10 protein-coding genes are annotated in these 12902 nt (G+C 68.9%); all 10 read left to right on the forward strand.

All coding sequences use genetic code 11. The features are described 5' to 3' along the window. Positions 1 to 2 precede the first annotated feature (2 nt). The gene (locus Q8O14_06375; GenBank protein ID MDP2360363.1) at positions 3 to 557 is read left to right on the forward strand and encodes a manganese efflux pump MntP family protein; all 555 of its coding nucleotides are present in this window, start codon (positions 3 to 5) and stop codon (positions 555 to 557) included. A 71-nt stretch (positions 558 to 628) separates the two neighbouring features. Further along, positions 629 to 1450, forward strand: coding sequence for an orotidine-5'-phosphate decarboxylase (gene pyrF, locus Q8O14_06380; protein ID MDP2360364.1), 822 nt, complete (start codon positions 629 to 631; stop codon positions 1448 to 1450). After that, positions 1450 to 2121 (forward strand): hypothetical protein, encoded by a 672-nt coding sequence (locus tag Q8O14_06385; protein ID MDP2360365.1) that lies wholly within the window; start codon positions 1450 to 1452, stop codon positions 2119 to 2121. The genes pyrF and Q8O14_06385 overlap by 1 nt, the downstream gene beginning before the upstream one ends. Before the next feature lie 84 nt (positions 2122 to 2205). Continuing rightward, entirely contained in the window at positions 2206 to 2787 is a 582-nt protein-coding gene (pyrE, locus tag Q8O14_06390) for an orotate phosphoribosyltransferase (protein MDP2360366.1), read from the forward strand. Next, positions 2784 to 3581, forward strand: coding sequence for an MBL fold metallo-hydrolase (locus Q8O14_06395; protein ID MDP2360367.1), 798 nt, complete (start codon positions 2784 to 2786; stop codon positions 3579 to 3581). Before pyrE ends, Q8O14_06395 begins: the two co-directional genes overlap by 4 nt. Before the next feature lie 64 nt (positions 3582 to 3645). After that, positions 3646 to 3825 carry a hypothetical protein gene (locus tag Q8O14_06400; GenBank protein ID MDP2360368.1) on the forward strand — a complete coding sequence of 60 codons (180 nt, stop codon included), beginning with the start codon at positions 3646 to 3648 and terminating at the stop codon, positions 3823 to 3825. A 286-nt stretch (positions 3826 to 4111) separates the two neighbouring features. Further along, complete coding sequence (locus Q8O14_06405) at positions 4112 to 4597, forward strand: peptidylprolyl isomerase (GenBank protein MDP2360369.1); 486 nt, start codon at positions 4112 to 4114, stop codon at positions 4595 to 4597. 143 nt (positions 4598 to 4740) lie between these two features. Beyond that, the gene (locus tag Q8O14_06410; protein ID MDP2360370.1) at positions 4741 to 7116 is read left to right on the forward strand and encodes a M14 family zinc carboxypeptidase; all 2376 of its coding nucleotides are present in this window, start codon (positions 4741 to 4743) and stop codon (positions 7114 to 7116) included. 29 nt (positions 7117 to 7145) lie between these two features. Beyond that, entirely contained in the window at positions 7146 to 11963 is a 4818-nt protein-coding gene (locus Q8O14_06415) for a C25 family cysteine peptidase (GenBank protein MDP2360371.1), read from the forward strand. A gap of 10 nt (positions 11964 to 11973) precedes the next feature. After that, the gene (locus Q8O14_06420) at positions 11974 to 12570 is read left to right on the forward strand and encodes a hypothetical protein (protein ID MDP2360372.1); all 597 of its coding nucleotides are present in this window, start codon (positions 11974 to 11976) and stop codon (positions 12568 to 12570) included. Positions 12571 to 12902: the final 332 nt, after the last annotated feature.

Raw genomic sequence — 12902 nt, forward strand, 5'->3', positions numbered from 1 at the left:
ATCTGGACCTCATCCAGACGATCCTCCTGGCCCTGGCCCTGGCCATGGACGCCTTCGCCGTCTCCCTGGCCTGCTCCGCCGTCCTGCCCGCCGGCCGCCGGCCGGCCTTTCGCCTCGCTTTCCATTTCGGCCTCTTCCAGGCCCTGATGCCCGTGCTGGGCTGGCTGGCTGGCCTCAGCCTGGCCGGGCTGCTGTACGCCGTCGACCACTGGCTGGCCTTCGGCCTGCTTGCCTGGATTGGCTTGCGCATGTTGCGTGCCCGTGAAAAGGAGGTGGACGAGGATCGCCCCGATCCCACGCGGGGCTGGACCTTGCTGGCCCTGTCGGTGGCGGTCAGCCTGGACGCCCTGGCCGTGGGCCTGAGCCTGGCCTTCCTGGGCGTGGAGATCTGGCAACCCGTCCTCGTCATCGGCGTGGTGACAGGCCTGCTCTCCTGGGCAGGCGTGCGACTGGGGAGGCGGTTGGGGTCCGCCTGGGGCCCGCGCATGGAGCGGGCGGGCGGCATCATCCTCATCCTCATCGGTCTGCGCATCCTGGCCACCCACCTGCGGTGGTGAAAGGAGGCGGCGAAGCCCTGGTTCCGCGGCCGGGTGGCCCATGGGACTCCCGATCCTTGCTACCTTGATCCATGCGCACACTGATCGATCACATCAATAAACGGGGCAACCGCCTCTGCCTGGGCCTTGACCTGGATCCGGAGCGGATGCCGACCCGCTACCTGAGCCTGCCCAATCCGCTGGCTGCCCTGGGATGCGACCTGGTGGAAGCCACGCATGATCTGGTGGCCGCCTTCAAGCCCAACGCCGCCTTCTTCGAACAGCAGGGCGCGCCGGGCTGGGCCGCGCTGGAGGCCGTCTGCCATTGTGTCGGCGAGCGCGCCTTCCTGATCGTCGACGCCAAGCGCGGCGACATCGGCAACACCAGCGCGCGCTATGCCCGCGCCCTCTTCAACGGGCTGGGCGCCCGGGCCGTCACCCTGGCGCCCTACATGGGTCGCGACAGCCTGGAGCCCTTCCTGGGCGCCACCGGCGCGGATGACCCGCGCCCGGAGAGGGGGGCCTTCGTCCTGGCGCTCACCTCCAACCCCGGCGCGGCGGATTTCCAGTTGTTGCCCGTCGAGGGACGGCCGCTCTACTGGCGTGTGCTGGAGAAACTGGCCGCCTGGAACGCCGACTGGGCGGCCGGACGCCTGGGCGCGGTGGTGGGAGCGACGAGGACCGCGGACCTGGCTGAGATCCGCGCCGCCTTCCCCGGACTGCCCCTGCTCATACCCGGTGTGGGCGCCCAGGGGGGAAGCCTGGAGGAGGTGCAGGCGATCCTGGAAATGGGTGGGGGGCCGGCCCTCATCAATGTCTCGCGGGACATCCTCTACGGCCCGGATGCGGTGGCCGAGCCGGAGGCCGTGCGGCGGCGCGCCCTGGACTACGCCCGGCGCTTGGGGTGCGCCTGATGGACGAGATGCCCCGTCCCGGCACTCCCATCCAGTTGACGCTGGGACCGATGACTTGGCGCACCGAGCTGCTGCAGGCCGACGAGGAGATCCTGCTGCTCTCCCTGGGCGAGATCCTTCCCCCCGACCTGCGCCGCCTGGAGGGCGGCTCCCGCATCCAGTGCCGCTTCCACGAGGGATCCCAGCTGGGGAGCTTCGAGGCGCAGGTCCAGGGACTGGTCACCTTGGACGGCCGCGAGCGGCTGGCGCTCCGGCGGCCCGCCCATGTCACGCGCAACACCAGACGCAAGCATGTCCGAGTGGCCTGCCGGGTGGCCATGCAACTGCGCCTGCCCTTGCGCAACGAGGCACTTACCCGGTCGCGGGGGCGGGAGTTCATCCAGATGTGCTGGGTGTCCGCCACCACCCTCAACATCAGCGCCGGCGGCTTCCGCGCCGTCTTGACCCTGCCGCGGCATCATGTGGTGGCCAATCATCGCGAGGCCCATGTCCGCTTCGAGCTGGCGGGCGAGCGCTTCCGCGACCGACGCCTCACCTTCATCCGACGCGAGAGCGCCTATGACGAGCCCGTGCTGGCCTATTCCTTCGCCGATCTGAGCCCGGAGGAGGTGGGACGGATCGAGGACTTCAACCTGGGCCGGCTGTCCTCAGGCCGGGAGACGGAGGCCTGAGGGGGAGTTCCGCTGCGGCCGGGGGCAGGGCCGGGCTGGCCGGTCCGCCCGGCGAGGGTGGGAGATGTACATCAGGAGGTCCCCATGACAGCCCTGGACATGCTGAAGGAGAGCGGCGCCCTGCTGGAAGGCCATTTCCTCCTGACCAGTGGACGCCACAGCCCCCACTACTTCCAATGCGCCCTGGTGCTGCAACACCCGCGCTTCGCCGAAGCGCTCTGCGCCACGATCGCCGACGCCTTTCGTGGGGCCGCGCCGCAGAGCGTGATCGCGCCGGCGGTGGGCGGCATCGTGGTGGCGGTGGAGACGGCCCGCCTGCTGGGAGTGCCCGCCCGTTTCGCCGAGCGGCAGGAGGGGCGCATGACCCTGCGTCGGGGCTTCACCCTGAGGCCGGGCGAGCAGGTGTTGGTGGTGGAGGACGTGGTCACCACGGGGGGCAGCGTCCAGGAGGTGATCGAGCTGGTCGCCGCCGCCGGCGCCGTGCCGATGGGGGTAGGCGTCATCGTCGACCGCAGCGCCGGGCAGCTGCGTTTTGAACATGGGTCCGGTGCGCTACATTTGGTGGCCTGTCACACCCAGGACGTTGTTTCATACACTGCCGCCGACTGTCCGCTTTGCCGCGGCGGATCGTCGCCCATCAAGCCAGGAAGCCGGGGCTTGTCGTGAGCCTGCGCGTTTGTGTGCTGGGCTCCTCCTCCTCCGGCAACGCGGCCGTGGTGCGGGGCCCCCAGGGCGCCCTGCTCGTGGACGCCGGCCTGGGCGCCCGCGAGTTGGGGCGGCGCTTGGCCGCGGTGGAGTGCGACGTGGATGAGCTGGTCGGAGTGGTGCTGACCCACTCCCACGCCGACCACGTGCGTGGCGCCGGGGTGGTGGCGCGTCGCCTGGGCTTGCCGGTCTGGCTGAGCCGGGGCACGGCCCGGGAGACGCTGCGCATCTGGCGGGGCGGCGAGCGGCTGGTCGCCATCCGGGCCGGGGAGCGCTTCCAGGCGGCGGGCATTGACATCGACTGCTGGGCCTGTCCCCACGACACGGCGGAGCCTCTCCAGTTCGGCTTCCAGGCGGGCGGGGCCTCGGTCGCTTTCTGCACGGACCTGGGCCATGTCACGCCGGAAGTGCTGGAGGAGCTGGCGGGTCGGCAGGTGCTGATCGTGGAGGCCAATCACGATCGCGAACGGTTGCTGGCAGGCGCCTACCCGGCCTTCCTCAAGCGAAGGATCACGGGGGGGCGGGGACACTTGTCCAATGAGCAGTGCGCCGACCTGCTGGCCCAGGTGGCCGGGCCGCATGTCAAACACGTGGTGCTGGCCCACTTGAGCCGGGACAACAACCGGCCGGACTTGGCCCGGGCCGCCGTGGGGAAGGCACTGGCGGAAACGGAGGGGGAAGCCACCCGCTTGTCGGTGGCGGACCCCGATCGTCCCGGACCTTGGCTTGACGTGCATTCGGGCAACACTTGCTAAGTTGCGGGTGCCTTTTTGACCTGGACTCGTTGGAAAGGCTGTTCAAACAAAAGGAGAACTTCCAATGCGGAAGATGGTGAGCGGTGTGATGCTGGTGGTGGCGATGCTGGCGATCGGTTGCGGTTCCAAGCCCGCCGAGGAGCCGGTCGTGACTCCGGAGCCGGTTGTGACCCCTGAGCCGGTGGCGGTCGATTCGATTGCTGCCCCGGTTGATTCGGTCGCAGCGTCGACGGTCACCCAGTAGCTGCCGTAACGGAGCCAGGCGCTCCGTCACGTTCCTGATACTGAAACGGCGGTTGGCAGTCGCCAGCCGCCGTTCCCATGTCGGGAGGAAGCACGGATCAAGGAGGACGATGATGAATCGTGTTTGGCAAGCCATGCTGCTCGTGCTGGCGCTGGGCTGGTTGGGCTGCGGCGCGGCGCCCGGCGGTGGGGACGTGGCCCCGGCCCTGACCACGGACCAGACAACGGAAGCGCCCGCGGCCGCGACCCCCCCGGAGAAAGGCGACACTGTGTCCAAGCAGTTCCTGATGAAGACCAGCCTCGGCGAGATCGTGCTCGAGCTGGACTATGGGAAAGCCCCCAAAACCTGCGCCAATTTCGAGGCCTATGTGGGCAAGGGGCATTATGACGGCACCATCTTCCACCGCGTGATCTCGAGCTTCATGATCCAGGGTGGCGGGATGGACTCGCTCATGGCCGAGCGGGAGACGATGGCCCCCATCGAGAACGAGGCCGGCAACGGCTTGCGCAACAACCGCGGTACCATCGCCATGGCCCGCACCAACGCCGTTCACAGCGCCACCAGCCAGTTCTTCATCAATGTCGTGGACAACGACTTCCTCAACCATCGCAGCCCAGATCCCCAGGGCTTCGGCTATTGTGTCTTCGGCCGGGTGGTCAAGGGCATGGAGACGGTGGACGCCATTCGCGCCGTGCCCACCGGCTCCCGCGGCATGCACCAGAACGTGCCGTCCAGCCCGGTGGTGATCTTGTCGGTCGCGCCGGTGCAGTAGGCAGCCAGCCGCGACATGGCGGCAGGCCTTACATCCGTTTGGAAATCCGTCCGCCCATTCGTTCCCGGAAGCCATTGGCAGGACGAATGGGCGGGCACATTTATTGCACGTGGCTCCGGGATTCAGAAGCACGGGAGGACCTCATGCAGAACACCAGGCAGGAGTTGGTCAGGATCTGGACAGCCCTGCTGTTGTCGGCCTGCTGTCTTCCCCTGGCGGCGGAGGCCGCCCTGGATGATTTCTATTACACCTACGACGAGATCCACGCCGAGCTGACCGATCTTGCGGCCCAATATCCGGCCTGGATCCGCCTGGACTCCCTGGGCTATTCCTTTGCCACCCAGACGCCCATCTGGGGGGTCAAGATCAGCGACAACGTCCACCTCGAAGAGGACGAACCCGCCCTCTGGGTGGCGGGCCAGTGCCACGCCGAGGAGATCCTGGGCATCAACATCTCCATGGAGTTCATCCGCCGCCTGGTGACCCTGGGCAGCCTGGGCCACCCCCAGTGGGGACCCATCGTCGAGTCCATGGAGATCCACGTGGTGCCCAGCTACAATCCCGACGGACTGGGCATCGTCATGAGCGAGCTGGACGTCACCTATCGCAAGAACACGCACCCCTTCCTGCCCGGCGGCAGTTGCCACATCCAGCCCGGAATCGGCGCCGACAGCTGCGGAGTGGATCTCAACCGCAACTTCCCCTTCTGGTGGAATCACGGCGACACCCTGTGGGCGCAAAACTCCGACGCCGAGCAGTTCGACTATTTCCGCGGCCCGGCCCCCCTCTCCGAGACCGAGGTCCAGGCCATCGTCCGCCAGGCGGAGTGGGAGCGCTTCGTCGCCTCCGTGGCCTATCACAGCGCCCGCACCTCCACCAACCATGAGATCGTCATCCATCCCTGGAATTGGGATGGCGCCTACACCTGCCCCAGCCTTGACTTCACGATGATGACGAACCTGACGGGCGACATGGCCTCCCGCATCGACGGGATCAACTGGCATCCCTATCGCAACGTGGCCGGTGATGGACGCAAGGGCAGCCAGCACAACTGGATCTACGGCGCCTATGGCACCGCGGGTCTGCTCATCGAAGTGGGCACCCAGGGCTCGGCCGGCATGCAACCGCAGAACCAGACCACGATCGATTTCATCGTCAACGAGAACCTGGACGGCCTCAACTGGCTCTGCCGCCGCATCATCGGCTACGAGGTGGCCGCCCCCGGCCTGGTGGCCCGCGTGCGCGACGCCACCAGCCTGTCGCCCCTGGCGGCCCGCCTGCGCATCGAGGAGGTGATGCATCCCGACTGCGCTCCCTGGTACCGCACCGACCCGCTCCATGGCGCCTACTACCGGCTGCTGCATCCACAGACCTACACGGTCACGGTGCGCAAGCACGGCTACGCGGGGCAGGCCTCCCAGGTGGTAGTCGGCCCCTCGCTGCCGACCCAGGCCACCTGGAATCTGCAGGCCCTGCCCCGCCACGAGCTGACCCTCGACTTCCTGCCCCTTGAGGGCGGCGCGCCCTTGTCGGCCGAGCGCATCCAGTTGGCCGACCTCGCCGCCGACACGGTGTTGACCTGGACCAACCCCGGCGCCTTCAGCGCCAACCTGCCCCAGGGCGTCTACCGGCTGACCGCCTGGCTGCCCAGCCGCATTCCCGTCCACCAGGAATTCGTCCACAACGCCACCACCACGCGCTCCATTCCCGTGGCCTTGCGCGGCGACGGGGAGCCCGGTCTTTTCAGCCAGGAGTTCCCCACCCTTGACTTCTTCACCCAGAGCGGCCAGACCTGCGGCTGGACCGTGGCCTGGAATGACTCCATGGCCACCCATTTCGAGGACACACCGGGACTTTACAGCGCTGCCAACATGGACTGCCGCCTGGCCACCGCCCAGTCCTGGTACCTGGATGTGCCGGTGCGCAGCGCCACCCCGGGCGCCCTCGAATTCGTCGCCTACCATCAACTGGAGGGAGGCCGCGACAGCGCTTTCGTGGAGTTCTCCGGCGACGACGGCGCCACCTGGACGACCATGCTGGCCATGACGGGGAGGGGCGAGCGGATCACCCGTCACAGCGTGCCCGTGGGACCGGAGTGGGCAAGCTCGGCCTTCCGCTTCGCCTTCCGCGTCAAGACCAACGGCATCCTGCAGGACAGCGGTTTCCACGTGAAGGACATCCGCCTGAGCTGGAACGGCAGCGCGGTGGGTCTGCGCCAACCGGAGCGCCCGGAGGAGCCCAACCTGGCCGTCTGGCCCAATCCCTTCAACCCCTCCGCCACCCTGCGCCTGGCCTTGCCGGCCCGGGCCGCGGGGGCGCGGGCCGAAATCGCCCTGTTCGACCTGCTCGGCCGCCGGGTCCTGGCCCTTCCCCCGCGGGAGGCCCTCGCCACCGGCCAGCACGAGTTCCGCCTCGAGGCCGGCCATCTGCCCGCCGGACTCTACTTCGCGCAGATCCGCCTCGAGCAGGGCGGCCGCGAGATTTGGCAGGGCGTGCAGGGCCTGACCCTGGTCAAGTGAACCGACAACGAGCCGCATGGGAGTCATGCATGATGATTCGTCGCCCCCTCTTCACCCTGGCGCTCCTGGGCCTCTTCGCCGCGCCGTCCCGGGCACTGCCCCCCTTGCCGGAGAACCTCGACCCGGCCCGCGTGGCGGAGTGGACGCTGGTCCGCGCGGCGGAGCCCGGCCTGGACTGGTCGGCCGCGAACAGCGCCACCACCGTGGCGTGGACCCCCGGCTCCCTCTGGCGCGTGGAGCTGCGCGACGGCAGCACGCGCTTCCTCACGGAAGGCGGCGCCCGGGAGACCGAGGCCGAGGGGCAACTGCTCCTGCCCCGGGAATCCCGCTGGCTGGAAGTGCCGCCCACCGGCGCCATCCGCCTGGTGGTGGAGGAGCTGCGCTTGCGCCCCCTTGACGGCGTGAAGCTGGGGCTGGGCCGGGCGGAGGATGCCCTGGTCGGCCAGGCGGACGGGGATCGCGAGCTGCTGGACGCGGACCACAGCGCCACCGTCGAACTGGCGCGGGCGGGCGGCTTCGACCGGCCCGTCCTCCTGGGCCAGCCCGTCGTCTTCCGCGACCTGCGCATGGTCTCCCTCTCGCTGCAGCCGGTCATCCACCACGAGGGCCGCCTGCAGGCGGTGGAGTCCCTGCGCCTGCGCCTGGACTACGGTGCCGTGGAGTCGAGCGCATCAAGGCCGTTGGCCGGCCTGGCCGAGGAGCCGGTCGTCGCCGGCAACGAGCTGGGGGCCACCCATGCCTGGTCGTCCAACTGGGAGCGCGTCTACCAGGCCCTGGTGCCCAACCATGGCCAGTTCTACAACCAAGTGGACGACAGCGTCTTCCCGGTCTACGTCATCGTCGGCTCCCCCAACTACCTGAACATCGTCAACCCCGGCATGGAGGAGTTCATCAAGTGGAAGCGCGAGAAGGGCTTCGACGTGCGCATCGTGACCTTCGACCAGATGCCCGGGGGAGCCGCCACCATCAGTTTTGACAACCTGCGCGCCTGGACGCGCACCATGTGGGAGCAGATGCGTCCCGAGTTCCTTCTCCTCATCGGCGACGTGGACGGCCCCGCCGCCTGCCCCACCAGCGTGGTGCAGGCCCACACCGGCGACTGGGACGTGAGCGACCATTTCTATGCCTTGCAGGAGGGGACCGATTTCTTCCCCGAGCTTTTCGTGGGGCGTTACAGTGTGGACAGCGCCTCCCAGCTCTACGTCATGGCCCAGAAACCGGTCTTCCACGAGAAGATGCCCACCCTCTCCGGCGGCGGCTGGCTCACCCGCGGCCTGGTGGTGAGCTGCAACTACGCCGATTCCGGCACGCCGCCCATCTCGCCCAACCTGACCAGCCGCTGGGTGATCGACAAGCTGCGCGCCAACGGCTTCACCATCACGGCCCAGGACAGCCTCTTCTACCCGCCCCTCACCAACGGGGCCACGCCCATCATCAACGCCCTCAACCAGGGGCGCGGCATCGTCAGCTACCGCGGCTGGGCCAATTCCAACGGCTGGATCTACCCCGCTTTCGACCGCAGCCACATGGACCTGCTCGTCAACGATCTGCGCATGCCGGTGGTGGGGAGCTTCGTCTGCCAGACGGGCGCCTTCGGCCAGGGTTCGGGGGACGTCATCGTGGAGGACCCTTGCTTCGGGGAGAAGTTCGTGCGCCTGGGCGGCCCCGGCGCCCCCAAGGGAGCCGTGGCCTTCGTCGGCCCCAGCGACCTCCACACCCGCACCCAGTACAACAACCCCGTGTGCAGCGGCTTCTTCACGGCCATTTTCGACCTGAACATGACGGGCATCGGCGCCGCCCTGCTCAACGGCAAGATGGAACTCTACAACGGCTACCCACTGGAGCGGGACGACCCCTACAGCTCCTACTTCTATTTCCACATCTACAACGTGCTGGGCGACCCCGACCTCAACATCTGGCGCGGCGAACCTCTGCCCATGGTCCTGACCGCCCCCGACCAGCTGGCCCCTGGGCAAAGCGTGTTGGAGGTGCTGGTGCGCGACCAGGCGGGCGATCCGGTGGATGGAGCGGTGGTCACCCTCATCGCCGGCGCCGACGGCAGCCAGATGTTGGCCCGCGGCGTCACGCGCAACGGACAGGTCCTCCTGGCCGTGGATCCCGCCCAACTGCCGGTGGGTCTCACGACCGCCCTCACCGCCAACCACATCGACCACTTGCCCGCCCAGCACTACCTGCCCGTCACGGCCCAAGCCGTGGCCCTCGAGTTGACCGGACTGCAGATCGTGGAGGAGACGGCGGACGGCCAATACCGGGCGGGGGAGGAGCTGGAGGTGCGGCTCACCCTGCGCGCCAGCGGCACATCCGCCGTGCCGGAGGGCACGGCCGTGCTGCGGGACCCGGCCCAGTGGGAGATCCTGCCCGACTGGTTCACCATTGAAACGGGAACGGTGGCCACCCCGGCCATCCCGGCCGGCGCCTCCACGGTGACGGAGGAGGCCTTCCGCATCCGCCTGGCGGCGGACGCCCCCAACCACGGACTTCTGCACCTGGTGGCGGACCTCGCGGCCGGTCCTTACCAGGGTGTGGTGGACGGGCGCCTGACCCTCTCCAACCTGGCCCTGGGCCTGGTCTCGGCGGCGTGGCGCTCGGGCGAGGCGCAGCTCTTGTCGGACCGGGCCGACACGCTGGACCTGGTGCTGGAGAACATCGGCGCTTTCGACCTGGGCGGGGCCCAGCTCACCCTCGGCAGCCTGGACCCGCGCATCGAGGTGGAGGAGGGGGGAGCCTGGCTGCCGACCCTGGCCCAGGGCGCCACCGCCAGCGCCTCCTTCGTGCTGGAGGGCGGCGCCGGCCTCTTCACCGGACAGGCCCTCCACGTCCTGCTGCAGGTCGAGGCGGAGGGCCGCTCCGCCGCGCTGCCCGTGCCGCTGCCGGTGGGCGGGATCCTGCCCGAGGATCCCATGGGCCCGGACGACCATGGCTACTATGCCATCGAGAGCGAGGACTACGACGTCAGCACCCACCCCACCTTCGACTGGGTGGAGCTGGATCCCTTCTACGGCGGCAGCGGCGCCACGCGCCTCTTGCTCACCGACGACGCCGTCACCACCATCGACCTGCCCTTCCCGCTCACCCACTACGGGCGCACGGGCAGCCGGCTCAGCATCTGCTCCAACGGCTGGGTCTCCCTGGGCGACACCTGGATCGACGACTTCCGCAACTGGAACCTGCCCAGCAGCCTGGGGCCGCCCAATCTCATCGCCGCCTTCTGGGACGACCTCAAGCCCCGCTACCCGGATTCCCTTTACGTGCCCGTCTACTGGCGCCATGATCCGGCCGAGGGCCGGGTGGTGGTCTCCTGGAGCCGCACCTACAACCGCTATGCCTGGGAGAACCCCGGCCAGCCCGTGCAGGAGTTTCAGCTCATCCTCTACGACCAGGAGACGAGACCCACCCCCACGGGGGACACCGAGATCCTGGTGCAGTGGAAGGACGTGACGGACCTGGACCAGAACAACAACTTCGCCACCTGTGGCATGGAGAACTACGGCCACAACATCGGCATCCAGGTAAGCTACGCCAACATGCCCTCGCCAGGATGCCGGGGCTTCGGATCGGGCCGCGGCGTGCTCTTCACCACCCGTCCGCCCCTGCACGACAGCTCCTACCGGGTGCGCGTGCTGGTGCCCCTGCCCCAGCAGTGGCTCACCAACACCAGCCCCGTGCTGCGCTGGGACCACGAGAGCTTCGCCCAGGTGCTGCAGCGCAACGATCTGGTCTACACCGTGAGCGTGTCCACCGCCGCCGAGCTGCTCTTCAGCCGCGAGGTGAACGCCGCCGGCGAGCTGGACCTGGCCGGCCAGGGCCTGACCCTGCCGGAGAACACAACCCTCTTCCTTGATCTGAGCGCACGTGCCGACACGACGGACTATCCCGCCCTGCAGGGCCGCGTCACATTCTTCATCGACGCCACGGCGCCCGGCCTGACGCCGGCCCTGCTGGCCAGCACCCTTTATCCCGGCCATCTGGAGCTGGGCCTTCTCGCCAGCGAGCCACTATCACAGCTTAGCGCCCGCGTCCTGGACGCCCAAGGCAACCTGGTCACGGAGCTGGTGCAGGATCCGGGGCGGACCCTCCTGGGCTCCGGCCAGGAACTGCGCTACCTGCGCGCCCAGCTGGGCACGGGTTTCCACCTCCTGCACGTGTCCGCCACGGACCTGCATGGCCTGGACGCGGTGGAGGAGCTGCCCCTGGTGGCCGCTCCCGTCACGGCGGGCGCGCTGTTCCTGCCCGGTGCGGCGGAGGCGGAGCTGGCCTGGCGCGGCGGCGCGGGGTGGAGCCTCATGATGGGTCGGCGGGAGGCCGGTGATGCCCGCCTGCACACACTGGGCAACGACCTGTGCGCCGTGGACCTGCGGCTGCCCGAGGGCACGCAGCAGGCCTGGCTGCAACTGGCGGCGCCGGAGGGCCTGGTCCTGGTTGGCAAAGAGGGCGCCACCTGGCGCCGGCTGGAGCAGGAGCGGGCGGGCGGCCGGCTGTCGGCCCGCCTGGATCGGTCCATGACGGTGGGTCTCATGCCCGCCGACGCGGTGGCGGACGTGGCACCCCTCGCCTTCCACCTGGAGGGCAACCATCCCAATCCCTTCAATCCGGAGACCTGGATCCGCTTCCAGCTGCCCGATGAAGGCGAGACGCGTCTGGTCATCTACAACCTGGCCGGCGAGCAGGTGCGCCGGATCGCCGCGGGGCGGCTGGCGGCCGGTACCCACCAGGTGCGCTGGGACGGTCGCTCGGACACGGGCCGGCCCGTGGCCAGCGGCCACTATCTGGCCCGCCTGGAATGGCAGGGTCAGGCGCGCACCCAACGCATGCTGCTGATTCGCTAAGGAGGGCACGATGAACATGGGACGCAACCGAGGCCTCCTCGTCTGGCCGCTGCTGGCCCTGCTGGCGGGTTGTTCCGACCATTCCGGCGGGGACGGGCCCTCCCTGGGCGCCGCCTGGGACGAGTTTCGCAGCGGGGATTGGTCGGCCGCCAGCGAGGCCTTCCTGAGCGCGGTGGAGAGCCATCCCGCTTCGGCCGAGGCCTGGTGCGGGCTGGGCTGGAGCCGGGCCGCCCTCCACGCCTCGGGCGGGCAGCCGGGCGACCTGCGCGAGGGGGTGCTGCTCGCCTTCCGCCAGGCCGATCACCTGCAGGCGGGCTACGTGGACGCCTGGGCGGGCCTGGCCGGCTTCCACAGCGCCCTGGGGGACACAATGCTGGCCTTGAACTGGGCCATGGACGCGGCGGAGTCGGGCGGCGCCGCCTACGTCTTCCCGCACCGGGCCTCGGTGAACCACCGCTCCCTGCGCAAGATCGCCGCCTGGAACCTGTTCAAGCTGGGCCGCTACGGCGAAGCCGGCGGCCAGGTGCGCCATGTGCTGCCGACCTTCCAGTACGCGGATCGGCCGGATTCATTGGAGGTTCTGCTGGAGGGCATCGGCAGCCTGTGACGGCAGGGAATTTCTGCATCCGCATTTTTTCCTTGGCCGGGCTAAAGAGATGACCTATTCTTGCCGATGGGTTTGGCAACATCGTCAATCAGGAGGGCTGCCGATGACCGATGAACACCGTACCCACAGCATCCAGCCCTGCACGGAGGCCCCATCGGCTCCGTGACCTGAATCGCAAGATTCACGATTCGCTGAAGGCAAGGCCCCGCCCCACCGGCGGGGCCTTCTTTAAGTGCGCCCAGCATGGGCGCCGTCCTGGAGGTGCAAGTCCTCCCGTGAGCAGACCATCGTGAACGAAGTGAAGCGCAACTGCGGAAGGGCAACCGACCGTG

The organism is bacterium (genome assembly GCA_030685015.1).
Lineage (GTDB): Bacteria > CAIWAD01 > CAIWAD01 > CAIWAD01 > CAIWAD01 > CAIWAD01.

Excerpts from the sequence above, each read along its gene's own strand:
- pyrF (MDP2360364.1), top strand. The coding sequence starts at position 629 with ATGCGCACACTGATCGATCACATCAATAAACGGGGCAACCGCCTCTGC.
- Q8O14_06385 (MDP2360365.1), top strand. The coding sequence starts at position 1,450 with ATGGACGAGATGCCCCGTCCCGGCACTCCCATCCAGTTGACGCTGGGA.
- pyrE (MDP2360366.1), top strand. The coding sequence starts at position 2,206 with ATGACAGCCCTGGACATGCTGAAGGAGAGCGGCGCCCTGCTGGAAGGC.
- Q8O14_06400 (MDP2360368.1), top strand. The coding sequence starts at position 3,646 with ATGCGGAAGATGGTGAGCGGTGTGATGCTGGTGGTGGCGATGCTGGCG.
- Q8O14_06405 (MDP2360369.1), top strand. The coding sequence starts at position 4,112 with ATGAAGACCAGCCTCGGCGAGATCGTGCTCGAGCTGGACTATGGGAAA.
- Q8O14_06410 (MDP2360370.1), top strand. The coding sequence starts at position 4,741 with ATGCAGAACACCAGGCAGGAGTTGGTCAGGATCTGGACAGCCCTGCTG.
- Q8O14_06415 (MDP2360371.1), top strand. The coding sequence starts at position 7,146 with ATGATGATTCGTCGCCCCCTCTTCACCCTGGCGCTCCTGGGCCTCTTC.
- Q8O14_06420 (MDP2360372.1), top strand. The coding sequence starts at position 11,974 with ATGAACATGGGACGCAACCGAGGCCTCCTCGTCTGGCCGCTGCTGGCC.